Annotated in this window: 26 protein-coding genes and 1 pseudogene; 11 read left to right on the plus strand and 16 right to left on the minus strand. The window is 67.8% G+C overall.

Features of this window, described 5'->3' with window-relative positions; all coding sequences use genetic code 11:
• The 3 genes and pseudogenes from A9976_RS12305 to A9976_RS12315 all read left to right on the plus strand — a co-directional run.
• Positions 1 to 160, plus strand: a pseudogene (locus A9976_RS12305) (NAD(P)(+) transhydrogenase (Re/Si-specific) subunit alpha); the annotation flags it as partial.
• A gap of 1 nt (position 161) precedes the next feature.
• On the plus strand, positions 162 to 506 hold the full coding sequence (locus tag A9976_RS12310; protein WP_183018330.1) for an NAD(P) transhydrogenase subunit alpha: 345 nt from the start codon (positions 162 to 164) through the stop codon (positions 504 to 506).
• On the plus strand, positions 503 to 1,927 hold the full coding sequence (locus A9976_RS12315; RefSeq protein WP_183019252.1) for an NAD(P)(+) transhydrogenase (Re/Si-specific) subunit beta: 1,425 nt from the start codon (positions 503 to 505) through the stop codon (positions 1,925 to 1,927). The genes A9976_RS12310 and A9976_RS12315 overlap by 4 nt, the downstream gene beginning before the upstream one ends.
• A 70-nt stretch (positions 1,928 to 1,997) precedes the next feature.
• On the opposite strand, the gene A9976_RS12320 is transcribed toward A9976_RS12315, so the two are convergent.
• The 3 genes from A9976_RS12320 to A9976_RS12330 all read right to left on the minus strand — a co-directional run bounded on the left by A9976_RS12320 (position 1,998) and on the right by A9976_RS12330 (position 3,471).
• The gene (locus tag A9976_RS12320) at positions 1,998 to 2,327 is read right to left on the minus strand and encodes a CcdB family protein (protein ID WP_043791081.1); all 330 of its coding nucleotides are present in this window, start codon (positions 2,325 to 2,327) and stop codon (positions 1,998 to 2,000) included.
• Positions 2,327 to 2,575, minus strand: coding sequence for a type II toxin-antitoxin system CcdA family antitoxin (locus A9976_RS12325; protein WP_043791083.1), 249 nt, complete (start codon positions 2,573 to 2,575; stop codon positions 2,327 to 2,329). Before A9976_RS12325 ends, A9976_RS12320 begins: the two co-directional genes overlap by 1 nt.
• 92 nt (positions 2,576 to 2,667) lie before the next feature.
• A complete protein-coding gene (locus A9976_RS12330) occupies positions 2,668 to 3,471 on the minus strand; it encodes an exodeoxyribonuclease III (RefSeq protein ID WP_183019253.1) in 804 nt (267 codons plus the stop codon).
• A 10-nt stretch (positions 3,472 to 3,481) separates the two neighbouring features.
• On the opposite strand from A9976_RS12330, the gene pyrE reads away from it, so the two are divergent.
• The 3 genes from pyrE to A9976_RS12345 all read left to right on the plus strand — a co-directional run bounded on the left by pyrE (position 3,482) and on the right by A9976_RS12345 (position 7,683).
• Complete coding sequence (gene pyrE / locus A9976_RS12335) at positions 3,482 to 4,183, plus strand: orotate phosphoribosyltransferase (protein WP_183019254.1); 702 nt, start codon at positions 3,482 to 3,484, stop codon at positions 4,181 to 4,183.
• Between the two features lie 7 nt (positions 4,184 to 4,190).
• On the plus strand, positions 4,191 to 4,859 hold the full coding sequence (locus A9976_RS12340) for a DUF4124 domain-containing protein (RefSeq protein ID WP_183019255.1): 669 nt from the start codon (positions 4,191 to 4,193) through the stop codon (positions 4,857 to 4,859).
• A gap of 211 nt (positions 4,860 to 5,070) precedes the next feature.
• Positions 5,071 to 7,683, plus strand: a complete 2,613-nt coding sequence (locus tag A9976_RS12345; RefSeq protein ID WP_183019256.1) for a membrane-bound PQQ-dependent dehydrogenase, glucose/quinate/shikimate family — start codon at positions 5,071 to 5,073, stop codon at positions 7,681 to 7,683.
• Between the two features lie 30 nt (positions 7,684 to 7,713).
• On the opposite strand, the gene A9976_RS12350 is transcribed toward A9976_RS12345, so the two are convergent.
• From A9976_RS12350 to A9976_RS12365, 4 genes are all read right to left on the minus strand, one after another.
• Entirely contained in the window at positions 7,714 to 8,067 is a 354-nt protein-coding gene (locus A9976_RS12350; protein WP_183019257.1) for a hypothetical protein, read from the minus strand.
• A gap of 76 nt (positions 8,068 to 8,143) precedes the next feature.
• Positions 8,144 to 8,380 (minus strand): hypothetical protein, encoded by a 237-nt coding sequence (locus A9976_RS12355; protein WP_013800215.1) that lies wholly within the window; start codon positions 8,378 to 8,380, stop codon positions 8,144 to 8,146.
• A gap of 123 nt (positions 8,381 to 8,503) precedes the next feature.
• Positions 8,504 to 9,067 (minus strand): nitroreductase family protein, encoded by a 564-nt coding sequence (locus tag A9976_RS12360; RefSeq protein ID WP_183019258.1) that lies wholly within the window; start codon positions 9,065 to 9,067, stop codon positions 8,504 to 8,506.
• A gap of 49 nt (positions 9,068 to 9,116) precedes the next feature.
• The gene (locus tag A9976_RS12365; protein ID WP_183019259.1) at positions 9,117 to 10,079 is read right to left on the minus strand and encodes a hypothetical protein; all 963 of its coding nucleotides are present in this window, start codon (positions 10,077 to 10,079) and stop codon (positions 9,117 to 9,119) included.
• A 358-nt stretch (positions 10,080 to 10,437) separates the two neighbouring features.
• On the opposite strand from A9976_RS12365, the gene serA reads away from it, so the two are divergent.
• Positions 10,438 to 11,667, plus strand: a complete 1,230-nt coding sequence (serA, locus tag A9976_RS12370; RefSeq protein WP_012202286.1) for a phosphoglycerate dehydrogenase — start codon at positions 10,438 to 10,440, stop codon at positions 11,665 to 11,667.
• A gap of 64 nt (positions 11,668 to 11,731) precedes the next feature.
• Here serA and A9976_RS12375 read toward each other — a convergent pair whose 3' ends face one another.
• The 5 genes from A9976_RS12375 to gatC form a co-directional block, all read right to left on the minus strand.
• Positions 11,732 to 12,868, minus strand: a complete 1,137-nt coding sequence (locus A9976_RS12375; RefSeq protein ID WP_310889388.1) for an HPP family protein — start codon at positions 12,866 to 12,868, stop codon at positions 11,732 to 11,734.
• Positions 12,869 to 13,029: 161 nt separating this feature from the next.
• Entirely contained in the window at positions 13,030 to 14,253 is a 1,224-nt protein-coding gene (locus A9976_RS12380; protein WP_183019261.1) for a serine hydrolase, read from the minus strand.
• Between the two features lie 138 nt (positions 14,254 to 14,391).
• Positions 14,392 to 15,837, minus strand: a complete 1,446-nt coding sequence (gatB, locus tag A9976_RS12385; protein ID WP_183019262.1) for an Asp-tRNA(Asn)/Glu-tRNA(Gln) amidotransferase subunit GatB — start codon at positions 15,835 to 15,837, stop codon at positions 14,392 to 14,394.
• A 6-nt stretch (positions 15,838 to 15,843) separates the two neighbouring features.
• Positions 15,844 to 17,340, minus strand: coding sequence for an Asp-tRNA(Asn)/Glu-tRNA(Gln) amidotransferase subunit GatA (gatA, locus tag A9976_RS12390; RefSeq protein WP_183019263.1), 1,497 nt, complete (start codon positions 17,338 to 17,340; stop codon positions 15,844 to 15,846).
• Positions 17,341 to 17,392: 52 nt separating this feature from the next.
• Positions 17,393 to 17,692, minus strand: a complete 300-nt coding sequence (gene gatC, locus A9976_RS12395; protein WP_016448550.1) for an Asp-tRNA(Asn)/Glu-tRNA(Gln) amidotransferase subunit GatC — start codon at positions 17,690 to 17,692, stop codon at positions 17,393 to 17,395.
• A 212-nt stretch (positions 17,693 to 17,904) separates the two neighbouring features.
• Between gatC and A9976_RS12400 the strand changes: the two genes are divergently transcribed.
• The 4 genes from A9976_RS12400 to mrdA all read left to right on the plus strand — a co-directional run bounded on the left by A9976_RS12400 (position 17,905) and on the right by mrdA (position 22,762).
• On the plus strand, positions 17,905 to 18,948 hold the full coding sequence (locus A9976_RS12400; protein WP_012202293.1) for a rod shape-determining protein: 1,044 nt from the start codon (positions 17,905 to 17,907) through the stop codon (positions 18,946 to 18,948).
• Between the two features lie 184 nt (positions 18,949 to 19,132).
• Positions 19,133 to 20,188 (plus strand): rod shape-determining protein MreC, encoded by a 1,056-nt coding sequence (mreC, locus tag A9976_RS12405; protein ID WP_183019264.1) that lies wholly within the window; start codon positions 19,133 to 19,135, stop codon positions 20,186 to 20,188.
• Positions 20,185 to 20,703 (plus strand): rod shape-determining protein MreD, encoded by a 519-nt coding sequence (gene mreD / locus A9976_RS12410; RefSeq protein WP_183019265.1) that lies wholly within the window; start codon positions 20,185 to 20,187, stop codon positions 20,701 to 20,703. Before mreC ends, mreD begins: the two co-directional genes overlap by 4 nt.
• Positions 20,704 to 20,716: 13 nt before the next feature.
• On the plus strand, positions 20,717 to 22,762 hold the full coding sequence (gene mrdA / locus A9976_RS12415; RefSeq protein WP_183019266.1) for a penicillin-binding protein 2: 2,046 nt from the start codon (positions 20,717 to 20,719) through the stop codon (positions 22,760 to 22,762).
• A 68-nt stretch (positions 22,763 to 22,830) separates the two neighbouring features.
• Here mrdA and A9976_RS12420 read toward each other — a convergent pair whose 3' ends face one another.
• The 4 genes from A9976_RS12420 to A9976_RS12435 all read right to left on the minus strand — a co-directional run bounded on the left by A9976_RS12420 (position 22,831) and on the right by A9976_RS12435 (position 26,218).
• A complete protein-coding gene (locus tag A9976_RS12420) occupies positions 22,831 to 23,589 on the minus strand; it encodes an amino acid ABC transporter ATP-binding protein (protein WP_012202297.1) in 759 nt (252 codons plus the stop codon).
• Entirely contained in the window at positions 23,586 to 24,368 is a 783-nt protein-coding gene (locus A9976_RS12425) for an amino acid ABC transporter permease (protein WP_183019267.1), read from the minus strand. Before A9976_RS12425 ends, A9976_RS12420 begins: the two co-directional genes overlap by 4 nt.
• Before the next feature lie 65 nt (positions 24,369 to 24,433).
• Complete coding sequence (locus A9976_RS12430; protein ID WP_183019268.1) at positions 24,434 to 25,204, minus strand: transporter substrate-binding domain-containing protein; 771 nt, start codon at positions 25,202 to 25,204, stop codon at positions 24,434 to 24,436.
• Positions 25,205 to 25,459: 255 nt separating this feature from the next.
• Complete coding sequence (locus tag A9976_RS12435; RefSeq protein WP_013800226.1) at positions 25,460 to 26,218, minus strand: TSUP family transporter; 759 nt, start codon at positions 26,216 to 26,218, stop codon at positions 25,460 to 25,462.
• Positions 26,219 to 26,496: the final 278 nt, after the last annotated feature.

The raw sequence follows: 26,496 nt of genomic DNA on the forward strand, positions 1-26,496 counted from the left end.
CGCCCTGGTGGCGGCCGATGCCTCGGCCCTGTATGCACGCAACGTGCTCGATTTTCTCAAGCTCATCATCAACAAGGATGGCGCCCTGCATGTGGACATGGAGGACGACATCGTGGCCGCGTGCCTGATGGCCCATGAAGGCCAGCTGCGGAGGAAATGACATGGAAGCCGTATCCCCCACCATCATCCATCTCATCATCTTCGTGCTGGCCATCTACGTGGGCTACCACGTGGTGTGGACCGTCACGCCCGCGCTGCACACGCCGCTGATGGCAGTGACCAATGCCATCTCGGCCATCGTCATCGTCGGCGCCATGCTGGCGGCGGCGCTCACGGAAACGGGCCTGGGCAAGACCATGGGCGTGCTGGCCGTGGCGCTGGCCGCGGTCAACGTCTTCGGCGGCTTCCTGGTCACGCGGCGCATGCTGGAGATGTTCCGCAAGAAGGAGCGCAAGAGCGCTCCGGCCAAGGACGGCAAGGACGCCAAGGCGGAGGGCCGGTCATGAGCATGAACCTCGTCACATTGCTCTACCTGGTGGCCAGCGTCTGCTTCATCCAGGCGCTCAAGGGGCTGTCGCATCCCACCACCTCCATACGCGGCAACCTGTTCGGCATGGCCGGCATGGTGATCGCCGTGCTGACCACGGCGGCGCTCATCGTGCAGCTGGCCGGCGGCAACGCCCTGGGCCTGGGCTGGGTGCTGCTGGGCCTGCTGGTCGGCGGCACGGCCGGCGCCGTCATGGCCCAGCGCGTGGAGATGACCAAGATGCCCGAATTGGTCGCCTTCATGCACAGCATGATCGGCCTGGCGGCGGTGTTCATCGCCGTGGCCGCCGTGGCCGAGCCCTGGGCCTTTGCCATCACGGCCAAGGGCGGCGCCATCCCGGGCGGCAACCGCGTGGAGCTGGCGCTGGGCGCCTTCATCGGCGCCGTGACCTTCACGGGCTCGGTGATCGCCTTCGGCAAGCTCAGCGGCAAGTACAGGTTCCGCCTGTTCCAGGGCGCGCCCGTGCAGTTCAAGGGCCAGCATGCGCTCAACGCCGTGCTGGGGCTGGCAGCGGCCTTCTTCGTCTTCGGCTTCTGGCACAGCCAAAGCTGGATGGACATCGTGCTGGTCATCGCCCTGGGACTGCTGCTGGGCGTGCTGCTGATCATTCCCATCGGCGGCGCGGACATGCCGGTGGTCGTGTCCATGCTCAACAGCTACTCGGGCTGGGCGGCGGCGGGCATCGGCTTCTCGCTGAACAACAGCATGCTGATCATTGCGGGTTCGCTGGTGGGCAGCTCGGGCGCCATCCTGAGCTACATCATGTGCAAGGCCATGAACCGCTCGTTCTTCAGCGTGATCCTGGGCGGCTTCGGCGGCGAGGCCACCAGCGCGGCGGCAGGCTCCCAGCAGCAGCGCAACGTGAAAAGCGGCAGCGCCGACGATGCGGCCTTCGTCCTGGGCAATGCCGAGACCGTGGTCATCGTGCCCGGCTACGGCCTGGCCGTGGCGCGTGCCCAGCACGCGGTCAAGGAGCTGGCCGACAAGCTCACCGAACGCGGCGTGACGGTGAAGTACGCCATCCACCCGGTGGCGGGCCGCATGCCGGGCCACATGAACGTGCTGCTGGCCGAGGCCGAGGTGCCCTACGACCAGGTCTTCGAGATGGAGGACATCAACAGCGAGTTCGGCCAGGCCGACGTGGCCATCATCCTGGGCGCCAACGACGTGGTGAACCCTGCAGCCCACGTGAAGGGCAGCCCCATCTACGGCATGCCCATCCTGGAGGCCTACAAGGCCAAGACGGTGATCGTGAACAAGCGCTCCATGGCGGCCGGCTATGCGGGCCTGGACAACGAGCTGTTCTACATGGACAAGACCATGATGGTCTTCGGGGACGCCAAGAAGGTGGTGGAGGACATGGGCAAGGCGCTGGAGTGAGGCGTGCGCCCGGGCTGAAGTCCGAGGAGGGCAGGGCCCAAGCCCTGGCCTCCTTGAAAACGATCTTGGGTCAGCCCCCGGACCGGGTCAGCAATTCGTCCAGCGCATCGGCGATGGCTTGGCCTTCATGCTCCAGTGAGGCCACCACTTCACCCAATTGATCCAGGGCGACTGAAACCATGTCCAGGGCATGCAGGACGACCGGCACGCCTTCAATGACAAACACAGGATTCATCCTCGCACCCACGGTTGGAGTGCCGCGCGGCAGCAGATTCTGCCGAACCAGTGGAACCACGACGCGACGGCGGTAGCGGTCAAACAGCGAGGACTGGACCACGACGACGTAGGGAATCGAGTCGCGCAAGGCTCCCTTGTTGCGATGAACGTCGAATTGCGCCACTAGAGCGTCGAGTGCTCGTCTGCGAACGAACCCACCGCGATGTTGACCGCGTTCCAGTCGCTGGCGCAGGCGTCGGCAAGCCGTTGGCGCTCACGCTGTGCGCCCTCCTGCCTGGCAACGTATTCGGCCAGCAGGGATTCCATGGTGGCCGAGAGATTGTCGGTATAGGCCTTGGCCTGCGTCACCAGATCTGCATTGATCGTGAGATGGATTGGCCGCTTGGCGCTGGAGACAGCAATGGATTTCATCTCGGAACCCTCAGATAAAGATCATGCGCACAGTGTCTGTATGAGAGCGCGACGAGTCAAACCGCCGCGACCCAAGGCCCTGCTTGAACGTCTCACACCTTCATGTCATAGCCGATGGTGACCGGCGCATGGTCCGAGAACTTCACATCCTTGTAGATGTGCTCGGTGCGCGCCAGTGCGGCGGTGGCCGGGGTGGCCAGGTGGTAGTCCAGGCGCCATCCCACGTTGTTGGCATAGGCCTGGCCGCGGTTGCTCCACCATGTGTAGCAGGCATCCGTGGTGTCGGGCTGGAGCAGGCGATAAACGTCCACAAGACCGCCCGTGGGATCAGTTTTGTGTAACAACTTTGTCATCCACTCGCGCTCTTCGGGCGTGAAACCGCTGTTTTTCTGGTTGCTGCGCCAGTTCTTGAGGTCGATCTGCTGGTGGGCGATGTTGATGTCGCCGCACAGGATGAACTCGCGCTCGCCCTTCATGCGCATCAGGTGCTCGTGCATTTCGGCCAGGAAGCGGAACTTGGCCGTCTGGCGCAGTTCGCCCGAGCTGCCGCTGGGAAAGTAGGCGCTGATGATGGACAGCTTGCGCGCGGGCGTGTCGAAGCGCGCCTCCACGTAGCGGCCCTCGGCGTCGAACTCGTGCGAGCCGAAGCCGACCACGACATCGCTGGGCTCGTGGCGGCTGTAGACGCCCACGCCCGAGTAGCCCTTCTTCTCGGCGTAGTGGAAGTGGCCGCGCAGGCCGGCCAGCAGCTCGAAGCGTCCGGTCATGTCGGCGGCCTGGGCCTTGATTTCCTGCACGCAAATACAATCCGGCGCAGTGGCCTCGATCCAGGCTTCGACGCCCTTGGTCGAGGCCGAGCGGATGCCGTTGAGGTTGAGGCTGGTCAATTTGAACAAGGATGAATCCATGGTGGTGAGTAATCTGCAGGCCGATGACACAGGCCGTCTGGCGCAGGAATTTGTGCAATTCGCCGTTGACGCAGGGGTGCTGCGTTTCGGCGAGTTCAAGACCAAGGCCGGGCGCATGAGCCCGTACTTCTTCAATGCCGGCCTGTTCGATGACGGCGGCAAGATGGGCCGTCTCGCCGAATTCTATGCAAAAGCCATCGCAGCCAGCGGCATCGAGTTCGACATGATCTTCGGCCCCGCCTACAAGGGCATCCCGCTGGCCGCCACCGTGGCCGTGGAGCTGGCCCGCATGGGCCTGAACAAGCCCTTTGCGTACAACCGCAAGGAAGCCAAGGACCACGGCGAGGGCGGCACCCTGGTGGGCGCGCCCCTCAAGGGCCGCGTGCTGATCGTGGACGACGTGATGAGCGCCGGCACGGCAGCGCGCGAGTCCATCGCCATCATCCGCGCCGCAGGCGCCACGCCGCATGCCGTGGCGATCGCGCTGGACCGCCAGGAAATGGCCACCGAGAATGGACAGGACGTGCCCCACAGCGCCGTGCAGTACGTACGCAATCAGCTCGGCATGCAGGTCTGCACCATTGCGAAGCTGGCAGACTTATTGCTTTATCTTGAGATTCAAGGTGGCAGCGCGGGCAGCGGCCACCATGAGCGCGTGCTGGCCTACCGCCAGCGTTACGGAGTCAACGACAAGGAATAAGGGCTTGATGAACAAGGCGTTGCATGCACGGTTCCTGTGGTGCGCCCTGGCTGTTGCCACGGCTGGCCCTGCCTGCGCCCTGGATGCCGGCGTGCCGGCCGGCATCTATGCATGCACCGACGCCAAGGGCCGGCGCCTGACGGCAGACCGCCCGATTGCCGAATGCGTGGACCGCGACCAGCGTGTGCTAGGCAGCTCCGGAGTGGAGCTTCGCCGCGTCGGCCCCACGCTGACCGACAACGAGCGCGCCGAGCTCGATGCCCAGCGCCGCCGCGAGCAGGCCGAACAGCGCCGTGTGCGCGAGGAGCGCTCGCGCGAGCGCGCGCTGATTGCGCGCTATCCCAACCAGGCCACGCACGACGCCGAACGCGCCGAGGCCCTGTCGCAGACCGACCAGGTCGCCAACCTGGCGCGCCAGCGCATACAGGAGCTGCAGGCCCAGCGCGTCAAGATCGATGGCGAGATGGAGTTCTACCGCAAGGACCCGTCCAAGGCCCCCGCTTCCCTGCGCCGCCAGCTCGATGAAAACCGCAGCAGCCAGGAAGAGCAGCAGCGCTTCATCCAGCAGCAGGAGCAGGAAAAAAGCCGCATCAACCAGCGCTTCGATGCCGAGCTCGTGCCGCTGCGTGCGCTGTGGAGCGCGGCCGCCGCCGCTGCGGCTACCACGGGCCGCTGAGCGGCCCTTGCCCCCTGTCTTTACTGTCTGGCGCGAACGGCCTGCCGCAGGCCCGGTGCGCGTGAATCGGATTCGTCCTGCAAGCGCTGCCATTGCGGCGGTCTAGGCTGTCACTACATTCCCGGCCACGGATTTTCCCGGGCCCTCAGGGCCTGGCTGCTGGTGTGCGCTGCAGCCACAGGTGCCGGGCCGCCGCGAGAAGGGAGCATGCATGACGGCATGGCGATGGTTGACGGTGCTGTGGCTGTGGGCCGCCGGTGCCTGGCTGGCCTGGGGAGGCGCCCAGCTGCTGTGGGCCGGGGGCAGCGGCTACTACGTGGTGGCAGGTGTGCTGCTGTTGGCCGTGGGGCTGGGCGTGGCGCGCCGTTCGGCCATGGCGCTGTGGCTGTTTGCGCTGTGGCTGCTGGGCACCGCGCTGTGGGCGGTCTGGGAGATAGGGCTGGACTGGTGGCCGCTGGCGGGTCGCCTGGGCGTTCCCTGGTTGATGGGCCTGCTGCTGGTGCTGCCCTGGTCGGTGCGTGCGCTGCGCCATGAGCCCGACATGGGCCAGAACCGGGGCCTGGCACCGGCCCATGCGGCGCTGGCTCTGGTGGTGCTGGGCACGGCCATTCTTGCGGGCCTGTCATTCGGGCGGCAGCGCGATGCCCATGAAACCCAGGGCCAGTTTGCGGGCGCGGCCGCCGCCGCGTCGGACCTGCCGGCCGACGGCCAGGTCACGGCCGTGCAGAACATGTCCATGGTGGCCTCCGATGCGGGTGGCCTGCGCAGCCCGCCGGTGCTGCAGGGCGATGCCACCGATGCCGTGCCCGATGGCGAATGGCACGCCTATGGCCGCACCGGAGCGGGCCAGCGCTATTCGCCGCTGCGCCAGATCGGCCCGCACAACGTGAGGCTGCTGCAATTGGCCTGGGAGTTCCGCACGGGCGATGTGCGCGGCAAACCCGGCGATCCCGAAGAAACCACGTTCGAGGTCACGCCGCTGAAGATCGGCGAGCGCCTGTTCCTGTGCACGCCCCACCAGTCGGTGATTGCACTCGATGCCACCACGGGCAAGCAGCTGTGGCGGCGCGACCTGCCCATGCCCAAGGGGCTGGCGCTGCAGCATCTGACCTGCCGGGGCCTGTCCTACCAGTCGGCGCAGGCGGCCGCGCAGTTCGATGCGGCGGCAGGGCAGACGCATTCGGCGGTGGCGCCGGCTGCAAGGAAGTCCGGTGCGCAGGCCATGCCTGCACCCACCGCCGCATCCACGGCTTCGGCTTCTGCTTCTGCAGCCCCTGGCGATGACGGCCGCTGCACCGCCAAGCTGTTCATGGCCACGGCCGACGGCAAGGTGGTCGCGCTCAATCCCGCAGATGGCCAGACCTGCAGCAATGTGGCGGGCGGGCAGGGCCAGATCGACCTCTGGCAGGGCATGCCCGAGCGCAAGCCGGGCTCGTACTACTCGACCTCGCCGGTGGTGGTGGCGCGCGACCGCATCATCGTGGGCGGCACGGTGCTGGACAACCATTCCACGCGCGAGCCTTCGGGCGTGATCCGTGCGTTCGACATCCGCTCGGGTGCGCTGCTGTGGGCCTGGGACCCGGGGCGGCCGGGCAACAGCACGCCGCTGCCCCCGGGGCAGACCTATGTGCCCAGCTCGCCCAACAGCTGGTCCATCTCCAGCGTGGACGAGACGCTGGGCCTCGTCTTCGTGCCCATGGGCAATGCACCGCCCGACCAGTGGGGCGGGCGGCGCAGCGCCGAGGCCGAGCAGTATTCGTCCTCGGTGGTGGCGCTGGACATTGCCACGGGCGCCGTGCGCTGGGTGTTCCAGACCGTGCACCACGATCTCTGGGACTACGACGTGCCCTCGCAGCCCAGTCTGATCGACCTGGAGATCGGCGGCCACAGCGTTCCCGCCCTGGTGCAGCCCACCAAGCAGGGCGAGCTGTTCGTGCTGGACCGGCGCACGGGCCAGCCGCTGCTGCCCGTCACCGAGGTGGCTGCGCCGCAGGGCGCGGCACGCGGCGACCGCACGGCGCCCACGCAGCCGCATTCGCAGCTGAGCTTCAACCCCCCGGCCCTGACCGAGCGCGACATGTGGGGCGCCAGCCCCTTCGAGCAACTGTGGTGCCGGCTGGCCTTTCGCCGCCTGCGCTACGAGGGGCGCTTCACGCCGCCCTCGGAGCAGGGCTCGCTGATCTATCCGGGCAATTTCGGCGTCTTCAACTGGGGCGGCGTGGCCGTGGACCCGCGCCGGCAGGTGGTGTTTGCCACGCCCACGCGGCTGGCCTTCGTCTCCACCCTGGTGCCGCGCGCGGACGATACCTCGCTGCTGGTGCAGGACGGCGGCCCGCCCAAGGACGGCCTGCCCGCGCTCAACGAAAACTTCGGCGCACCGTTTGCGGTGCGGCTCAAGCCCTTTGTCTCGCCGCTGGGCATTCCCTGCCAGGCGCCGCCCTGGGGCTTTGTGGCGGGTGCCGACCTGCGCACGGGCCAGATCGTCTGGCAGCGCCGCAACGGCACGCCGCGCGACCTGAGCCCGCTGCCGCTGGGCTTTCGCATGGGCGTGCCCGGCATTGGCGGCCCGGTGGTGACCGCGGGCGGCGTGGCCTTCTACTCAGGGGCATTGGACAACTATGTGCGCGCCTATGACGTGGACAGCGGCCGCCAGCTCTGGCAGGACCGCCTGCCCGCTGGCGGCCAGGCCACGCCCATGACCTACCTGGGCACGGACCAGCGCCAGTACCTGGTGGTGGCGGCGGGTGGGCATGGTTCGACCGGAACCAAGGCCGGGGACAGCGTGCGCGCCTATGTGCTGCCCAAGGAGGTGGCGGCGCCCTGAGCGCTCAGCACCGTGGGGGTCTGCGCCGGCTCATGCCGATCCGGCCCGGCCCAGCATGCGCAGCACGCGCGTGACCAGCAGCGCGGCCACCCAGGCCAGTCCGCCGATCAGCAGCGGCAGGCGCAGCAGCGCGCCTTGCTGGGCGAACAGCATCAGCGCGTCTGCCTTCCACAGCACGGCATAGCCCGTGTACAGGCCGTAGGCCAGCCAGGCCAGCGCCCCCAGGGCGAACAGGGCCGCCATGCGCCGGGCGCTGCGGCCATCGCGCGAATCCGCGGGCAGGGCGCGCGTGCCGTGCCAGACCCAGCCGATGGAGGCGAGCACCAGCAAGGCACTGGCTGCCACGGACAGCTGCAGCCAGGTATGGGGAGAGAGTGAGGGCATCAAAAGGAAACTGCGCGCCGGCACCGTGCCGGCCGCAGCGAGTGTAGCGGCGCCATGCTTTGCGCCGCCTGCGCGCTCAGGCGGGCTGCCAGACGGTGGCGCCGTGGCCCTGGCCGCCGCTTCCGGGTACGGCATGGATGCCCAGCACGGCCGCGTGGCGCTGCAGCAGGGCGTCGAATTGCTCGGTGCTTTCCGCCGTGGCCGGGGCGTCGTCGTATTCGCTGGCCACCTGGTCCGTGGTGAAGGAGCTTGCGCCGAACTTCTGGACGATGTTGCGCAGCTTGTCGAGGTTGGGGCTGGTGGATGGGGTCATGGCAACTCCTTGGGGTCATGGACGCCTGCTGCGCCGCAGGCCTGTGGACCAGTGTAGCCCCGGGGCCTGGGCAGGCCATCCGGGGCATCCCCGCAAAGCGGCGTAGGACTTGGAACCCCGTCGTCAGCCGCCGGTGGCCACGGGGCCGGCGCTCAGCACTTCGGCCAGCGGCTTGCGGGGCGAGGGCACCTCGCGCTCGCGCAGGTCGTCGGGCAGGGTGGCCGCGTCGCCGCGCCAGCCCACGGCGATCACCACCTCGGGCTCCAGGTGCTCGGGCAGGCGCAGCACCTCGCGTGCGGCCTCGGCAGAGAAGCCGCCCATGGCGTGCGTGGCCAGGCCCATGGCGTGGGCTTCCAGCGCCAGGTAGCCCCAGGCGCAGCCCGCGTCGAAGCTGTGCTTGCCGGGCGAGGCCTGGCGGTCGGACATCAGCACGATCAGCGCGGCCGCCTCCAGGCACCAGCGGCGGTTGAATTCGTTGGGAATGGTGCTGAAGGCCTGCCAGTTCGCATCGCCGCGCAGCGCATAGGCAAAGTGCCAGGGCTGCTTGTTGCTGGCCGAAGGGGCCCAGCGCGCGGCGTCGGCCAGTTGCTCGATCTGGGCCTGGCTCAGTGCCTCGGGCCTGAAGGCGCGCGGCGACATGCGGCCCAGGAATTGCGGATGGATGGGAGTGGTGGTGTTGCGTGTCATGCGGATAGGCGGCAAGCAGAAAGGAAAGCGGCAACGATAGCGCAAGGCCTCAGGGCTGGCGCGGTGCCTGGCCATGCTGCTGGCTGATCACGCGCAGGTGGCGCTCCATGCGGATGAAGACCAGCACCATCACCACCAGCACGAGGAATGACATCAGCATGCTCCAGAAGGCCGTCTCCACGGCGCCGAAGCGCTCCTTCCATGAGCTGCTGCCGTGGCTGTCCTCGCCGCGCAGCGCGCGCGCCGCATTGTCCAGGGACAGCGTGTAGTTCAGCAGCACCGTGGACAGGATCTGCTGGGCGGTCTGCGCCTGCAGCCGCGGCTCCAGCGCGGCATTGCCGAAGACCTGCTCCAGCGCGGCGGGCAGGCCCTGCACATAGGCCGCATAGGCGCCCTTTCCGTGTTCCAGCTCGGCGGCCTGGGCACGCTCATGGATGGCGGCGGCGGTATCCACGGGCTCGACCATCCAGCCGTCTTCCTCGTCCGAGGAAGCAGCCGCGGCAGCCGCTGCGTCGGCCGCCGCATCCACGGCCCCGGCATCGCCTTCGCGCTGCCCGCGCTCCTGGATGCGGCGCTGCACATCGGCCTCGGACGGCAGGGCGTCGCCTTGCAGCAGCGGGTGCAGCGGTGCCAGGCCCCGGGCCTGGTTGTCCCGCTCGGTGCGCTCGCGCCGCGCAGGATCCTTGTTCACGTAGGCGCGCACCAGGGCGTCGGCCTTCTGGAAGGCGGGGCGCAGCGCCGGATCGGCCAGGCGCTTTTCCATGGCGGGTTCGCCGCCGCCCGCGCCCAGGTCGCGGCTGGTTTCGTCCACGACGAACTGCAGGTCGGGCCTGGCGTCCTTCCAGTTCAATTCCTGGGCCACGGCCTGGGGTACCTCGGCCTTGCCGGGCCTGAAGCTCTCCCAGGTCCACAGTGCCATGCCCACCAGCACGAGCAGGGAGAACACCAGCAGCACCACGCGCACCACCTGCACCAGCAGGTCCTCGATCCTGCGCAGCATGTTTGTAATCATCGGAATCCTCGGTTGGTTCGTAAAACAAGGGCGCGTCCGGCCCGCCTGCAGGCCTGTTCTGTTGCTATTGATTTGAAAGCGCCGGACACAGACGCGCGAATTCTAGGAAGGCTGCCGCGTACGAGCGCACCGGTTCTCAATGTTTTACATTTCGCACCAATCTCGAAGTGTGCATGTGCTCCCGTGGCATGCGCCGTCCTGCAATGAGCGTCTGCCGGATGGCGGGGCGTTCATGGCCGTGGGGCGCATGGTTCTCCCGCTTGCGGGCGCGCAGGCTTTGGGCCTACCGGCTGTAGCGGCTTCCCGAATCCGCTGTAATGCTCGCTCTGATTTCTGACTGACTAGAGAGGGCTCGCCCATGACCAAAACGTCGCTGGATAAATCGAAGATCAAGTTCCTGCTGCTCGAAGGCATCCATCCTTCCGCACTCGAAGTGTTGCGCAACGCGGGCTACACCAATGTGGAGACCGTGACGGGCGCGCTGGAAGGCGAGGAGCTCAAGCGCAAGATCGCCGATGTGCATTTCGTCGGCATCCGTTCGCGCACGCAGCTGACGGCCGACGTGTTCGCCGCCGCGCAAAAGCTCGTGGCCGTGGGCTGCTTTTGCATCGGCACCAACCAGGTGGACCTGGACGCGGCGCGCGAGCGTGGCGTGGTGGTCTTCAACGCGCCTTACTCCAACACGCGCTCGGTGGCCGAGCTGGTGCTGGCCGAGGCCATCCTGCTGCTGCGCGGCGTGCCTGCCAAGAACGCCTCCGCCCACCGCGGCGGCTGGCTCAAGAGCGCAGAGAACTCCTACGAAATCCGCGGCAAGACGCTGGGCATCGTGGGCTACGGCTCCATCGGCACCCAGCTGTCGGTGATGGCCGAGTCGGTGGGCATGCAAGTGCTCTTCCATGACGTGTCCACCAAGCTGCCCTTGGGCAACGCGCGCCAGGCCGCATCGCTGGCCGATCTGCTGGCCGGCAGCGACATCGTCACCCTGCACGTGCCCGAGCTGCCCTCCACGCAGTGGATGATCGGCGCCAAGGAAATCGCGGCCATGAAGCCCGGCGCCATCCTGATCAATGCCTCGCGCGGCACCGTGGTGGAGATCGAGCCGCTGGCCGAGGCCCTGAAGGCCGGCAAGCTGCTGGGCGCCGCCATCGACGTGTTCCCCACCGAGCCGCGCAGCAACAAGGATGAATTCGTCTCGCCCCTGCGCGGCCTGGACAACGTCATCCTGACCCCGCACGTGGGCGGCTCCACCATGGAGGCCCAGGCCAACATCGGCCTGGAAGTGGCCGAGAAGCTGGTCAAGTACAGCGACAACGGCACCACCACCTCGGCGGTGAACTTCCCCGAAGTGGCCCTGCCCGCCCACCCCGGCCAGAACCGCATCCTGCACGTGCACCACAACCAGCCCGGCGTGCTGTCGGCCATCAACCAGGTGTTTGCCGAGAACGGCATCAACATCGCCGGCCAGTACCTGCGCACCGACGAGAAGGTGGGCTATGTGGTGATCGACCTGGCGGCCCAGTCCTCGGGCCTGGCGGTCGAGAAACTGACCCAGGTTCCCGGCACCATCCGCTGCCGCGTGCTGTTCTGATGGCCAGGTTTCAGGATGCTGCGCTTGGGCGCACTTCCTGAAACTGGCGCATTGCCGGGTCGCCCTATCTGCCCGGCTGCAGCAGCAGCCGCATCAGATCCGTGCGCGTGATCAGGCCGGTCAGCCGGCCTTCGCGCATCACGGGAATGCAGGGCACGCTGTGCCGGGCCAGGGCATCCAGCAACTGGCCCACGGGCGTTTCCTCGTCCACGCTGAGTTCAGGCGCATGAACCAGCTGGGGCAGCTCCGACAGGCGGGGCGCGGCCCGGGTCTTGCCGGGCAGGCGCTGGCCCAGCCAGTTCAACAAGGAAGGTTTTGCCGCAGATTCGGCCGGTCGCACGGGGCTCATCCACAGCCACTCGTACAGCTCGGCGCGGGAGACCGTGCCGGCCAGGCCGCCATCGGCGTCCAGCACCGGCAGGCTCTTGGCCGGGTGCGCGCGAAAGCGTGCGGCCACGGCGTGCACGTCGTCGTCCATGGAGCAGCTCACGGGATCGCGCGTCATCAGCTGGGCGCAGCGCACGCCGCCCAGCCGGTGCTCGATGGCGGTTTCCTCGGCGGCGGCCAGCAGCTCGGCCAGGTCGTCGGCTTCCAGGTTGTTTTCCTGGCCGAAGCGCAGCAGCAGCGCCTCCAGATCGGCATGGGACAGTCCCAGGCGCGAGGCATGGCGGTGGGCCGCATCGGCGGGCGCGGCCTTGGGCGCCGTGTCGGCATGGTGCGGGTAGCGCCGGCCCGTGAGGCGGTGCAGCACGGTGGCTGCCAGCACCAGGGCCATCGTCAGTGCACCCACGGGCAGGAAGGGCAGCATCCAGCCGGCGGCCAGCGAGGCCTTGGCGTTGAGCACCGTCAGCAGGGCCATGGCGCCACCTGGCGGGTGCAGCGAGCGCGTCAGCAGCATGCAGCCTATGGCGCCACCTACGGCCAGCGCAGGGGCCAGCTGGGGCGGGCACCACTGCAGCACGAACAGGGCCCAGAGCGCCGACACCGTATTGCCCACCACGCAGGACCAGGGCTGGGCCAGCGGGCTGGTGGGCACGGCGAACAGCAGGACGGCCGTGGCACCCAGCGGCGCGAACAGGCGCAGGGGAAGATCCCAGGTGCCCGCATGCGCCAGCCAGACCAGGGCCGTGGCCATTCCCATGCCCACGATGGAGCCCATGGCCACGCGCCACATGTCCGCAGGCGCGGGGCGTGGCACCACCGGCCCCCATGCTTTTCTGTTCCAGCCCATTGCCTTGTTGTCTTTTTGTCTTTGCCTGCGCAGCCCCGGGGGAGGGCTGCAAAAGCGCGTCATTTTAGGAAGGGACGCCGCTCTTGCTGGCAGCATGGGCTTTGCACTGCCTTGGTGCAAACCTGGAAGATTCAGTCCACCACGGACTGGTACACGCCCTCGCGCATCACCCAGCGGTAGGGAATGCGCTGGGCCATGGACTGCATCATGAGGATGGCGAACAAATCCTCCTTCGGATCCACCCAGAAGAAGGTGCCGTAGATGCCGCTCCATGAAAAGTCGCCCACGCTGCCCGGCAGCGGGTTGAGGCCGGGCGCCGTGCGCACCGCAAAGCCCAGGCCGAAGCCCTGGCCCACCTCGGGCGAGGGCAGCTGGGCGCCGAAATACGCCATGTCCGGTCCCATGCGCACGCTGGCGGGCAGGTGGTTGGTGGTCATCAGCTCCACGGTCTTGCGCGAGACCAGGCGCACGCCGTCCAGCGTGCCGCCGTTGCACCAGAACAGGCACAGCCGCGCATAGTCGGCCATGGTCGAGACCATGCCGCCGCCGCCCGACTCGAACATCATGGCGCGCGTGACCGGGGGGATGGGCGGCATCTGCTTCTGCGGCCCTTCGGGCTGGGGCCGGGCGGCGCGTGCGATCTCGCTGTCGGGTGCATGGAAGCCCGTGTCGGCCATGCCCAGCGGCCCGGTGATGTGCTCGCGCACGAAGGCGGCCAGCGTCTGGCCGCTGACCACCTCGACCACGCGGCCCAGCACATCGGTGGACATGCCGTATTCCCAGGTCTCGCCGGGCTGGGCCACCAGCGGCAGCTGCGCGAGCCTGGTGATGAACTGCGCATTGGTGAACTTGCCGCTGAACAGGCCCGCATCCAGGTACATCTTCTTGACGGGGTGCTCGGTGCCGGCGAATCCGTAGGGAATGCCGGAGGTGTGGCGCAGCAGGTCCTGCAGCGTGATGGGCCGTGCCAGCGGCGCGCGCTCCAGGCCCACGCGCAGCGCGGCCAGCTCGGGCAGGTACTGCTCCACAGGCTCGATGATGGACAGCCGCCCCTGCTCGGCCAGCATCATGATGGCCAGCGAGGTGATGGGCTTGCTCATGGAGGCGATGCGGAAGATGGCATCGGGCCGCATGGCCGTGCCGGCCTCGGGGTCCAGCAGGCCGAAGCTCTCCAGGTAGGCCAGCTTGCCGCGCCGCGCCACCAGGGCCACGGCGCCCGGGATCTCGCCGGTGTCCACGCCGCGCTGCAGCCGGGCCGACAGGCGCGCCAGGCGTTCGCTGCCCAGGCCCACGGCTTCAGGGGAGTCGGCCCAGGGCAGGCCGGGGATGTGCAGGCGGTCGGTGTTGGCGGTCATGCTGTCTCCTCAGGTGCGATGGCAGGGATTCTGGAGACATGCTGGCGCAGGCGCTGTTCGGTGCGGGACAGCCGGCGCGGAGCGTGCACACGAAAAAAAGCCCGCCACGGTGGGCGGGCCTGGTGGACCGGGGCGCGGTCAGGCCAGCCTGGCCTTGAGCAGATCGTTGACCTGGCCAGGGTTGGCCTTGCCCTTGGAGGCCTTCATGACCTGGCCGACCAGGGCGTTGAAGGCCTTGTCCTTGCCGGCGCGGTACTGCTCCACGTTGGCGGGGTTGGCGGCGATCACCTCGTCGATGATCTTCTCCAGCGCGCCCGTGTCGTTCATCTGCTTGAGGCCCTTGGCCTCGATGATGGCGTCCACGTCCTGGCCCTCACCCGTCCACAGCGCCTCGAACACCTGCCTGGCGGCATTGTTGGAGATGGTGCCGTCCTGGATGCGCGCGATCAGCGCGGCCAGCTGGGCGCTGGAGACCTTGGCGGCCTCCATGCCGATTTCCTCGGTGTTCAGGCGGCGCGAGATCTCGCCCATGATCCAGTTGCTGGCCAGCTTGGGCGCATTGCAGGCCCGGGCCGTGTCCTCGAAGTAGGCGGCCATGGCCTGGCTTTGCGTCAGCGTGGTGGCGTCGTACTCGGGCAGGGCGTACTGCTCGACAAAGCGCGCGGCCATGGCGCGCGGCAGCTCGGGCATGTCCGCCCTGACCTGCTCCACCCATTCGGGCGCGACCACCAGCGGCGGCAGGTCCGGGTCGGGGAAGTAGCGGTAGTCGGCCGCATCTTCCTTGGTGCGCATGGAGCGCGTCTCGCCCGTGTCGGGATCGAACAGCACGGTGGCCTGCTGGATGCGGCGGCCGTCCTCGATTTCCTCGATCTGCCAGCGGATCTCGTAGTCGATGGCCAGCTGCATGTTCTTGAAGCTGTTCAGGTTCTTGATCTCGCGGCGCGTGCCCAGCGGCTGGCCGGGCTTGCGCACGGAGACGTTGGCGTCGCAGCGAAAGCTCCCTTCCTGCATGTTGCCGTCGCAGATGCCGATCCAGGTCACGATCTGGTGCAGCGTCTTGGCGTAGGCCACGGCTTCTTCCGTGCTGCGGATGTCGGGCTCGGTCACGATCTCCAGCAGCGGCGTGCCGGCGCGGTTCAGATCGATGCCCGACTGGCCGATGAAGTCCTCGTGCAGCGACTTGCCGGCATCTTCCTCCAGGTGGGCGCGCACCAGGCGGATGGTCTTCTTCTCGTCGCCGAGGAAGAAGGACACCTCGCCGCCCTGGACCACGGGAATCTCGAACTGCGAGATCTGGTAGCCCTTGGGCAGGTCGGGGTAGAAGTAGTTCTTGCGCGCGAAGATGCTGCGCGGCGCAATGTGCGAGCCCAGCGCCAGGCCGAGCCGGATGGCGCACTCGACGGCCTTTTTGTTCATCACCGGCAGCGTGCCGGGCAGCGCCATGTCCACGGCGCAGGCCTGGGTGTTGGGCTCGGCGCCGAAGGCGGTGCTGGCGCGGCTGAAGATCTTGGACTGGGTGGCCAGCTGGGCGTGGGTCTCGAAGCCGATGACGACTTCATAGCCCTGGATGAGTTTCGCGGTCATGGGGGATCAGATGCCCTTCGGAGCTTGAAGGTGGAAGTCGGTGGCCTGCTGGAAGCGGTGGGCGGCGTTGAGCAACCGGCCTTCCTTGAAGTAGTTGCCGATCAGCTGCAGGCCCACGGGCATGCCGGCCTCGCCAAAGCCTGCGGGCACGCTCATGCCGGGCAGGCCGGCCAGCGATGCGGGCAGCGTGAAGATGTCGGCCAGGTAGTTGGCCAGGGGATCGCTCTTGCCGCCCAGTTGCCAGGCCACGGTGGGCGCGGCGGGGCCGGCGATCACGTCGCACTGCTGGAAGGCGGCCTGGAAATCGTCGGCGATCATGCGGCGGATCTTCTGCGCCTGCAGGTAGTAGGCGTCGTAGTAGCCCTCGGACAGCACATAGGCGCCGATCATGATGCGGCGCTTGACCTCGTCGCCGAAGCCCTCGGCGCGTGTCTTCTTGTACATGTCCACCAGGTCCGTGTAGTCCTTGGCGCGGTGGCCGAACTTCACGCCGTCGAAGCGCGACAGGTTGGACGATGCCTCGGCCGGGGCCAGGATGTAGTACACGGGAATCGACAGCTCGGTGCGGGGCAGCGAGATGGGCACCAGGCGGGCGCCCAGCTTCTCGTATTCCTTGAGGGCGCCATCCACGGCGGCGCGCACGTCGGCCGACAGGCCCTCGCCGAAGAACTCGGCGGGGATGCCGATGCGCAGGCCTTCGATGCCGTCGTTCAGGTGGGCCGTGAAGTCCTCGGCCGGCACGTCCAGGCTGGTGGAGTCGCGGTCCAGGTCGGGGCCGCACATCTCGGACAGCAGCAGGGCGCAGTCCTCGGCGCTCTTGCCCATGGGACCGGCCTGGTCCAGGCTGGAGGCGAAGGCGATCATGCCGTAGCGGCTGGCGCGGCCATAGGTGGGCTTGATGCCCGTGATGCCGCAAAACGATGCGGGCTGGCGGATGGAGCCGCCCGTGTCGGTGCCGGTGACGGCGGGCGCCAGGCCTGCGGCCACGGCCACGGCCGAGCCGCCAGAGGAGCCGCCAGGCACGCGGTCCGTGTTCCAGGGGTTGCGCACGGGCGCAGGGGCGTCGAAGCCCACGGGCGCGATGGCCGAGTTCTCGTTGGCCGAGCCCATGGCGAATTCATCGCAGTTGAGCTTGCCCAGCGTCACGGCGCCGGCCTCGGCCAGGCGCGTCACCACGGTGGCGTCGAAGGGCGAGCGGTAGCCGGCCAGCATCTTGCTGGAGGCCGTGGTCGGGAAGTCGCGCGTGACGAAGATGTCCTTGTGCGCAATGGGCACGCCAGCCAGGCGGCCGCCCTTGCCCTGGGCCATCAGGGCGTCGGCAGCGCGGGCCTGGGCCAGGGTGGCCTCTTCGTCGATGCTGACGAAGGCGCCCAGGTTCTGGTGCGCCTGGGCGCGGGCCAGGAAATGCTGGGCGGCTTCGACGGCGCCGAGCTTGCGCTCGCGCAGCAGGGCCGACAGGGCCGACACGCCGAGCGTGTGCAGATCAGTGGTTTGCTGGGTCATGTATGGGGTGAGGAAAACGGGGACGGATGCCAGTGACGAGGACGCGCGGCGCTTACTCGATCACCTTGGGGACCAGGAACAGGCCGCGCTCGACGGCCGGGGCGCTGCGCTGGTTGGCGTCGCGCTGGTCGGGCTCGCTGGCAATGTCCTCGCGCAGACGCAGGGCAATGTCCTGGATGGCGGCGACCGGATGTGACAGCGGGCTGACGCCCGAAGTATCCACAGCCTGCATCTTCTCCACGATGCCGAAAAAATCATTGAGCTGGCCTAGCATGCGCTCACTCTCTGCGGAAGAGAGCTCGAGCCGTGCGAGGTTCGCGATGCGTGCGATGTCTTGTGCGTTCAGTGCCATAGGAATTTTGAAGGGGGCAACGGGATGTAAACCCGTATTTCAAGCCCCGGCAGTACAAGTTATTCACAGGGGATACGGTATTATCTCGGCTTTGCCGCAAGACCCTCTCCGAGCCGGTCATTGTGCGAAAAGCCAACCCCATCCAGACTCCCTAACTTTCATCCCGGCGATGGCAGGCCGACGAGCATGCCGTGCCTGAGAGGACTCTCGTAATGTTCGGAGCTTTCCGTCGGTATTTCTCCACCGACCTTGCCATTGATCTTGGCACAGCCAACACCCTGATTTTCGCCCGCGACAAGGGCATTGTTCTGGACGAACCCTCCGTTGTCGCCATCCGCCACGAAGGCGGGCCGCACGGCAAGAAGGTGATTCAGGCGGTGGGTCGCGAGGCCAAGGCCATGCTGGGCAAGGTGCCCGGCAACATCGAGGCCATCCGCCCGATGAAGGACGGCGTGATTGCCGACTTCGTCATCACCGAGCAGATGATCAAGCAGTTCATCAAGATGGTGCACCCGCGCTCGGTGCTCACGCCCAGCCCGCGCATCATCATCTGCGTGCCCTGCGGCTCCACCCAGGTCGAGCGCCGCGCCATCAAGGACGCGGCCGAGGCGGCAGGCGCCACCTCCGTCTACCTGATCGAGGAACCCATGGCTGCCGGCATCGGCGCCGGCCTGCCGGTGTCCGAGGCTTCGGGCTCCATGGTGGTGGACATCGGTGGCGGCACCACCGAAGTCGGCGTGATCTCGCTGGGCGGCATGGTCTACAAGGGCTCCGTGCGCGTTGGCGGCGACAAGTTCGACGAAGCCATCATCAGCTACATCCGCCGCAACTACGGCATGCTGATCGGCGAGCCCACGGCCGAGTCCATCAAGAAGAACATCGGCTCGGCCTTCCCCGGCTCCGAAGTCAAGGAGATGGAAGTCAAGGGCCGCAACCTCTCCGAAGGCGTGCCGCGCAGCTTCACCATCTCGTCCAACGAGGTGCTGGAAGCCCTGACCGATCCGCTCAACCAGATCGTCAGCGCCGTCAAGAACGCGCTGGAGCAGACACCGCCCGAGCTGGGCGCCGACATTGCCGAGCGCGGCATGATGCTCACCGGCGGCGGCGCGCTGCTGCGTGACCTGGACCGCCTGCTGGCCGAGGAAACCGGCCTGCCCGTGCTGGTGGCCGAAGAGCCGCTGACCTGCGTGGTGCGCGGCTGCGGCATGGCGCTGGAGACCATGGACCGCCAGGGCAGCATCTTCACCAGCGACTGATGCGGCGCAGGCCGGGGCCCGTTGTCGCGGGCCCGGGGCCGCAGCCGCCTGACTGCAACGATTTTCCTCTCCCTTCCGTGGTGACCTGCATGCTTGCCCTGCCTTCCTTCGCACCGGGACCGGCCCGTGCTCTCCAGGCTGCAGCAAGTGCGGCAGGGCAGGCCCTGCCACGCGGGAGGGCCGCATGAATCCCAATACCCTGGACCACTCGGCGCCCTCGCTGTTCAAGCGGCGGCCCTCGCGGGTCTCGCAACTGGCCCTGTACAGCGCCCTGGCGCTGTTTCTGATGGTGGCCGATGCGCGCTTCAGGATCACCGATCCCGTGCGCGTGGCCGTGGCCACCGTGCTGTACCCCGTGCAATGGGTGATGCTCAAGCCGGTGCAGGCCGTGCACGACGCCAGCCGCTACCTGGGCTCGCTGGACGATGCCCAGGCCCGCGAACAGGCCGCGCGCAAGGAACTGGTGGCCATGGCCCAGCGTGCATCGCTGGCCGACGAGCTGATCCAGGAAAACGACCACCTGCGCGAGCTGCTGCAGCTGCGCGATCGCCTCACCACGCCCGGCACCGCTGCCGAGGTGGTCTACGACAGCCCCGACCTCTATACGCGCCGCGTGGTCATCGACCGCGGCCAGGTGGATGGCATCGACCAGGGCTCGCCCGTGCTCGATGAAAAGGGCGTGGTCGGCCAGGTCACGCGCGTGTATCCGCTGCGTGCCGAGGTCACCCTGCTCATCGACCGCGACCAGGCCATTCCCGTCTTCAACCCGCGCACCGGCGCGCGCAGCGTGGCCTATGGCGATCCGTCGCCGCTGCGCACCGGCGGCATCGAGCTGCGCTTCATGCCCAGCAATGCCGATGTCCAGGAAGGCGACCTGCTGACCACCAGCGGTGTCGATGGCCTGTACCCGCCGGGCCTGCCCGTGGCCAAGGTGGTCTCGGTGGAGCGCCGCGCCGACTCGGCCTTCTCGCGCATCTACTGCGAGCCCGTGGGCCGTGTCCAGGGCGTGCGCCACGTGGTGGTGCTCAAGCCGCTGGACCGCGCCACCCATCCCGAGGCGGAAGGCGCCGCCGAACCCCTGCGCGCCGGCAAGGGCAAGGAAAAAGACAAGGGCAAGGAAAAAGACAAGGCCAAGGACGGCAAGGGCAAGGAAGCCTCCAGGGACGGCGGCAAGGCCGGCAAGACAGATGCACCCGCTGCTCCCGCCGCACCCGCCTCCGCCAGGAAGGAGCCCGCATGATCATGCCGCGCGGCCAGCAGCTGCTGCTGCCGGTCAACCCCCTGTTCATCGTCGTCAGCCTGCTGGCGGCGCTGGCACTCAACATGCTGCCGCTGGGCCGCCAGGCCTGGCAGCCCGACCTGCTGATGGTGCTGCTGGCCTTCTGGGCGCTGAACCAGCCCCAGCGCGTGGGCATGGGCGTGGCCTTTTTGCTGGGCCTGTGCATGGATGTGGACCGCTCCTCCCTGCTGGGCCAGCATGCGCTGGCCTATGCGCTGCTGGTGTTCGCGGCCGGCGCCATGGGCCGGCGCCTGTCCTGGTTCTCCACGCCCGTGCAGGCGCTGCACCTGCTGCCGCTGTTCGCCGTGGTGCATGGCCTGCAGGTGCTGCTGCGCATGGTGGCCGGCGGCATCGTGCCCGGCCTGCTGGTGGTGGTGGCCCCCCTGATCGAGGCCCTGCTGTGGCCCCTGGTCAGCGGCCTGCTGCTGGCGCCGCAGCGCCGACCGCCGGACAGTGACGAGAACCGTCCCCTGTGAGGCTTGACGCGTGATGGAAATCCGCAATACAGAAGCCGAGCTGCAGCGATTCAGGCTGCGCGCATGGGTGATGAGCGTGGTGGTGCTGCTGGCCTTCGGGCTGGTGGTGGCGCGGCTGCTGGTGCTGCAGGTGCAGCGCCATGAGGAGCTGGCCGAGCGCGCCGAAAGCAACCGCACGGCCGTGGTGCCGATCGTGCCCAACCGGGGCCAGATCCTGGACCGCAACGGCGTGGTGCTGGCCACCAACTACTCGGCCTACACGCTGGAGATCATGCCCTCGCGCGCGGGCAACCTTGAAGAGACCATCGACGGCCTGGCCGAGATCGTCGAGATCACGCCGCGCGACCGGCGCAAGTTCAAGCGCCTGGTGGATGATTCCCGCAGCTTCGACTCCCTGCCCATCCGCACGCGCCTGACCGATGACGAGGTCGCGCGCTTCGCCGCGCAGCGCTACCGCTTCCCGGGCGTGGACATCAAGGCACGGCTGTTCCGCACCTACCCCATGCAGGACACGGCCAGCCACGTCATCGGCTACATCGGCCGCATCAACCAGCGCGAGAAGGAAGCACTGGAAGACTCCGACGACGCCGCCAACTACCGGGGCACCGACGTCATCGGCAAGCTGGGCGTGGAGCAGAGCTACGAAACCGACCTGCACGGCCAGACCGGCTGGGAAGAAATGGAAACCTCGGCCGGCGGCCATGCCGTGCGCAAGCTCGGCAGCCGCCCCGCCACGCCGGGCGACAGCCTGGTGCTGTCGCTGGACATCAAGCTGCAGCGCATGGTGGAGGAGCTGTACGGCGACCGCCGTGGCGCCCTGGTGGCCATCGATCCGCGCAGCGGCGAGCTGCTGGCCATGGTCAGCCGCCCGACCTTCGACCTGAATCTCTTCGTCGATGGCATCGACCAGGAAAGCTGGGCCGCGCTCAACGAATCCATCAACCGCCCGCTGCTCAACCGCGCGCTGCGGGGCACCTATCCGCCGGGCTCCACCTACAAGCCCTTCATGGCGATTGCCGCGCTGGAGTCGGGCAAGCGCCGTCCCGACACCACCATCATGGACAACGGCAGCTGGACCTTCGGCGGCCATACCTTCCGCTCGGGCCACCCCAACGGGCCGACCAATCTGCGCCGCTCCATCATCAAGTCGTCCAACGTGTACTACTACATGCTGGCCAACGACATGGGCGTGGACATGATCCACGACTACATGAAGCCGCTGGGCTTCGGCCAGATCACCGGCATCGACGTGCGCGGCGAGGCGCGCGGCGTGCTGCCCAGCACCGAGTGGAAGCGCAACACCTACAAGCGGCCCGAGCAGAAGAAGTGGTACGCGGGCGAGACCATCTCGCTGGGCATCGGCCAGGGCTACAACAACTTCACCATCCTGCAGCTGGCCAACGCCATGTCCACGCTGGCGGCAAAGGGCGTCAAGCACCGGCCCCACCTGGCCGTGGGCCGTGTCGATGCCGTGACGCAGCAGTTCTCGGCCATCAACAAGGACCCCGGCACCAGCATGGGCTACAAGCCCGAGAACGTGGAAGCCGTGCGCGCCGCCGTGGCCGCCGTGACGGTGGAGGGCACCTCGCGCGGCATCTTCGGCAACGCACCCTACACCTCCACCGGCAAGACCGGCACGGCCCAGGCCGTGGGCGTGCGCCAGAACGAGAAGTACAACGCCTCGCGCCTGTCCGAGTTCCAGCGCGACCACTCGCTGTACATCGCCTACGCGCCGGCCGACAACCCCACCATCGCCGTCGCCGTCATCGTGGAGAACGCCGGCTTCGGCGCCGCCGCCGCCGCGCCGCTGGCACGCCGCGTGTTCGACTACTGGCTGCTGGGCCGCTACCCCAGCCTGGAGGACATGGCCGCCATGCGCAAGGGCCAGGCCGGCGTGCCCATAGGCGCCCCGCGCCGCGTCTCCGAAATCACGCTGGACGCAGAAACCGTGAACCTGCCCGGCCTGCCGCGCTACGAGCCGCCCGAGGCATCGGCACCCGTGGCATCCAACCGCCCCGCCGCGCTGCCGCCGCCGTCTGCTGGCGAGCTGGAGGATTGAGAAAGCAAAAGAGCCGGCATTGCCGGCTCTTTGTTTTCTTGAGCAGCCTGCGTGCGCTGGCCCCGGCCTCAATGCCCCATGCGGCCGATGAACGCCGCGATCCGCTCGCTGGCCGGGTTGCCGAAGAACTCGGCCGGCGGGGCCTCGTGGGCGATGCAGCCCTGGTCGAAGAACATCACGCGGTCGGCGACCTCGCGGGCGAAGCCCATTTCGTGGGTGACCACGATCATGGTCATGCCGCCGCGTGCCAGCTCGCGCATCACGTCCAGCACTTCCTGGACCATCTCCGGGTCCAGCGCGCTGGTGGGCTCGTCGAACAGCATCACCTGCGGCTCCATGGCCAGGGCGCGGGCAATGGCCACGCGCTGCTGCTGGCCGCCCGACAGCTGCCACGGGTACTTGTGGGCATGGGCCTGCATGCCCACGCGCTCCAGCAGGGCCATGGCCTTGGCATTGGCCTGGGCGCGCGGCGTTTTGTGGATGCGGCGCGGCGCCAGGGTCACGTTGTCCAGCACCGTCATGTGGCCGAACAGGTTGAACTGCTGGAACACCATGCCCACTTCGCAGCGCTGCTTTTGCAGCGTGGCTTCGTTGTCGGTGACTTCGACGCCGTCGATGGTGATGCGCCCGCCGTCGTGCGGCTCCAGCCGGTTGATGGCGCGCAGCAGCGTGGACTTGCCCGAGCCCGAGGCGCCGATGATCACCGTCACCTCGCCTGTGCAGAACTGCGTGGAAACGCCCTTGAGCACCTGGTGGCTGCCGAAGGACTTGGTGACCTTCTCGGCCACGATGTAGGGCATGCCCCGTGCCAGCTTGTCGGCGCTCATTTGTGGCGGCCCTCCACGTCGAAGCGGTACTCCACGGCAGCCGTGACCTGGGTCACCAGCGTGGTCAGCACCAGGTAGGTCACGCCCACGGTGACCAGGGTCTCCACGGGCTGGAAGGTGGCCGACTGGATGCGGTTGCCCACATTGGTCAGCTCCACCACGCCGATGGCGTACGCCAGCGACGAATCCTTGAGCAGGGCCACGAAGTTGCTCACCAGCGGCGGCAGCGAGATCTTGAAGGCCTGCGGGAACACCACGTCCATGAAGACGCGGCTGCGCGGCAGGCCCAGTGCGCGTGCGGCCTCGGCCTGGCCGCGCGGCACCGCCTGCAGGCCGGCGCGCACGGCTTCGGCGTTGTAGGCGCCCACGTTCAGCGCCAGCGCAATGCAGGCGGCGGCGAAGTCGGGCAGGTTCAGGCCCGGGATCAGCACCGGCAGCGCGAAGTAGATGAACAGGATCTGCACCAGCAGCGGCGTGCCGCGGATCGCCCAGACATAAAAGCCCGCAGCCCAGCGCAGGGCGGCCGTGCGCGAGGTGCGCGCCAGCGCGGCGGCGATGCCCAGCACCAGGCCGGCGGCGCCGCTGGCCAGCGTCAGATACAGCGTGGTGCGCGCGCCTTCGGCGAAGGTGTCGGCGTTGGAGCCTATGGGCTCGGGCAGCAGGGACAGCAACTGCCCCAGCAGCGAAACCACGAGCACCATCAGCAGCAGGGCCGTGACCAGGGTGGCGTTGCTGCGCTGCGAGCGGCTCCAGTGGGCGGGCCAGAGGACGGTAAGCATAGGTGGGCTAGAAACAAAAAGGCGCCCTGCAAGTGGGCGCCGGTCGGGCAGATCTGCCCGGGGCCTCAGTCAGGGCAGCGGATGTCTTCGTGGAAGTATTTCTGCGACAGCTTGGCGTAGCTGCCGTCGGCCAGGGCTTCCTTGAAGGCCTTGTTCCAGGCGTCGGCCAGCGACTTGTTGTCCTTGGCCACGGCGGCGGCGATGCGCTCGACCAGCAGCAACTCGCCCTGCTTGAGCTGGGCATTGGGGTTCTTCTGCTGCAGTTCCTTGGCAATGAAGCGTTCGGTCACCCAGGCGTCCACGCGCTTGGACAGCAGCGCATTGCGCGCGGCCTCGTTGGTGGGGAAGTTGACCAGGCGCTTGATGCCGGGCATGGTCTTCTCCATGTACTGCATATAGGTGGAGCCGGTCTGCACCGACACCGTCCTGCCCGCCAGGTCCTTGGCCGAGCGGATGGCCGGGTCCAGCGACACCACGATGGCGCCAGAGCAGTAGTGGGGCTGTGTGAAGGTCACGGCCTTCTCGCGCTCGGGCGTGATGCCGTGCGAGGAGATCACCAGATCCCAGCGGTCCTGCTGCAGGCCGGTGAGCAGGGCGTCGAAGCTGATGGTCTTCCACTCGTACTTCACGCCCATCTTGGCGGCCATCATCTGGGCCAGCTCGACCTCGAAGCCGGTCAGCTGCTTTCCCTCGAAATGGGCGAAGGGCGCGTAGTAGCCCTCGGTGGCCAGGCGCAGCGTGCCTTCCTTCTGGATGGCGTCGAAGGGGCGGGCCTGAACGCCTGCGGCGGTCCACAGGGCCAGCGCGGCGGCGACGATGACGGTAATGCGTTTCATGGAAGCTCCAGGAGGGCTGTCGCTCAGGACCTGACCCCGGCGCCGCAGGTTGAAGAAAGCGCCAAGGCACGGATCGGTGCATGGGCCATGGACGGCGGGGCCGGTTTTTTGCGGCTGGTCGGCTGGTCGGGTACGGCCGCTGGCAGGGGTGCGACATGCACCAGCCGCCGCAGCTCAAGGCGAAAAGTCGGCAATTATAGAAGGTTGCCGTCGCCAATGCCGATGGCAGGTGTTGCCAATGCCGCTGGCCTGTGCTCAGGCGATGAAGGCGTCGTAGCCGGTCTTGAGGATCAGCAGGCTCACCACGCCGATGAAAATGCCGCGCACAAAGCCCGTTCCATGGCGCAGGGCCATGTGCGTGCCCAGCATGGCGCCCAGCACATTGGCCACCGCCATGGGCACGGCCAGGTGCCACCAGATATGGCCCTTGAGCGCGAACAGCGCCAGCGCCGCCAGGTTGGTGGCCATGTTCAGCAGCTTGGCCGAGGCCGATGCGTTCAGGAAGTCATAGCCCATCAGCCGCACGAACAGGAACACGAAGAAGCTGCCCGTGCCGGGGCCGAAGAAGCCGTCATAGAAGCCGATCACCAGGCCGATGGCGCAGGCGATCAGCGTCTCGGCGCGGCCCGAATAGTGCGGCGTGTGGTGGCGGCCCATGTCCTTGCGCGCCAGCGTGTAGACCAGCACGCCCAGCAGCACCAGCGGCAGCAGCCGGCGCAGGAAATCGGGGGAGATCTGCGTGACGGCCCAGGCGCCCGCAAAAGAGCCCGCCATGCCCACGCAGGCCGCCGGCATCATTGCGCGCCAGGGCAACTGCACCTTGCGGCCGTACTGCCAGGTGGACATGGCCGTGCCCCAGACCGAGGCGCTCTTGTTGGTGCCCAGCAGCGTGGCGGGCGGTGCGGTGGGGAAGGTGGCGAACAGCGCGGGCAGCAAGATGAGGCCCCCGCCGCCCACGATGGCGTCCACGAAGCCGGCCAGCATCGAGGCCAGCGAGACGATGATCCATTCCATAGGGCGGCGATTGTCGCACCGCCCAGGTGCCGCAGCCGGCTGGCCGCGGGCATAAAAAAAGCGCCGGACTTGCCGGCGCTTTGGGAAATGCATCTTGGGATGCTATTTATGAATGTTGATCTGGTTGTGTACGAGTTGTCTCCTCGGCCCCTCTTGTGCAGCACTGTGGTGCCGCGAGAGTGGGTGGACTTTAATGGTCGCACCTGGGTGGTGCATCGGGGATTTCCCGCAGTTACCGCAAAAGTGCGGGATTGCACCAGCAAAGGGCCGTGAGCATC

Source organism: Delftia sp. UME58, from assembly GCF_014170385.1.
GTDB classification, from domain to species: Bacteria; Pseudomonadota; Gammaproteobacteria; order Burkholderiales; family Burkholderiaceae_C; genus Comamonas; species Comamonas acidovorans.

Excerpts from the sequence above, each read along its gene's own strand:
- A9976_RS12310 (WP_183018330.1), top strand. The coding sequence starts at position 162 with ATGGAAGCCGTATCCCCCACCATCATCCATCTCATCATCTTCGTGCTG.
- A9976_RS12315 (WP_183019252.1), top strand. The coding sequence starts at position 503 with ATGAGCATGAACCTCGTCACATTGCTCTACCTGGTGGCCAGCGTCTGC.
- A9976_RS12325 (WP_043791083.1), bottom strand. The coding sequence starts at position 2,575 with ATGAAATCCATTGCTGTCTCCAGCGCCAAGCGGCCAATCCATCTCACG.
- pyrE (WP_183019254.1), top strand. The coding sequence starts at position 3,482 with ATGGTGGTGAGTAATCTGCAGGCCGATGACACAGGCCGTCTGGCGCAG.
- A9976_RS12340 (WP_183019255.1), top strand. The coding sequence starts at position 4,191 with ATGAACAAGGCGTTGCATGCACGGTTCCTGTGGTGCGCCCTGGCTGTT.
- A9976_RS12345 (WP_183019256.1), top strand. The coding sequence starts at position 5,071 with ATGACGGCATGGCGATGGTTGACGGTGCTGTGGCTGTGGGCCGCCGGT.
- A9976_RS12350 (WP_183019257.1), bottom strand. The coding sequence starts at position 8,067 with ATGCCCTCACTCTCTCCCCATACCTGGCTGCAGCTGTCCGTGGCAGCC.
- A9976_RS12355 (WP_013800215.1), bottom strand. The coding sequence starts at position 8,380 with ATGACCCCATCCACCAGCCCCAACCTCGACAAGCTGCGCAACATCGTC.
- A9976_RS12360 (WP_183019258.1), bottom strand. The coding sequence starts at position 9,067 with ATGACACGCAACACCACCACTCCCATCCATCCGCAATTCCTGGGCCGC.
- A9976_RS12365 (WP_183019259.1), bottom strand. The coding sequence starts at position 10,079 with ATGATTACAAACATGCTGCGCAGGATCGAGGACCTGCTGGTGCAGGTG.
- serA (WP_012202286.1), top strand. The coding sequence starts at position 10,438 with ATGACCAAAACGTCGCTGGATAAATCGAAGATCAAGTTCCTGCTGCTC.
- A9976_RS12380 (WP_183019261.1), bottom strand. The coding sequence starts at position 14,253 with ATGACCGCCAACACCGACCGCCTGCACATCCCCGGCCTGCCCTGGGCC.
- gatB (WP_183019262.1), bottom strand. The coding sequence starts at position 15,837 with ATGACCGCGAAACTCATCCAGGGCTATGAAGTCGTCATCGGCTTCGAG.
- gatA (WP_183019263.1), bottom strand. The coding sequence starts at position 17,340 with ATGACCCAGCAAACCACTGATCTGCACACGCTCGGCGTGTCGGCCCTG.
- gatC (WP_016448550.1), bottom strand. The coding sequence starts at position 17,692 with ATGGCACTGAACGCACAAGACATCGCACGCATCGCGAACCTCGCACGG.
- A9976_RS12400 (WP_012202293.1), top strand. The coding sequence starts at position 17,905 with ATGTTCGGAGCTTTCCGTCGGTATTTCTCCACCGACCTTGCCATTGAT.
- mreC (WP_183019264.1), top strand. The coding sequence starts at position 19,133 with ATGAATCCCAATACCCTGGACCACTCGGCGCCCTCGCTGTTCAAGCGG.
- mreD (WP_183019265.1), top strand. The coding sequence starts at position 20,185 with ATGATCATGCCGCGCGGCCAGCAGCTGCTGCTGCCGGTCAACCCCCTG.
- mrdA (WP_183019266.1), top strand. The coding sequence starts at position 20,717 with ATGGAAATCCGCAATACAGAAGCCGAGCTGCAGCGATTCAGGCTGCGC.
- A9976_RS12420 (WP_012202297.1), bottom strand. The coding sequence starts at position 23,589 with ATGAGCGCCGACAAGCTGGCACGGGGCATGCCCTACATCGTGGCCGAG.
- A9976_RS12425 (WP_183019267.1), bottom strand. The coding sequence starts at position 24,368 with ATGCTTACCGTCCTCTGGCCCGCCCACTGGAGCCGCTCGCAGCGCAGC.
- A9976_RS12430 (WP_183019268.1), bottom strand. The coding sequence starts at position 25,204 with ATGAAACGCATTACCGTCATCGTCGCCGCCGCGCTGGCCCTGTGGACC.
- A9976_RS12435 (WP_013800226.1), bottom strand. The coding sequence starts at position 26,218 with ATGGAATGGATCATCGTCTCGCTGGCCTCGATGCTGGCCGGCTTCGTG.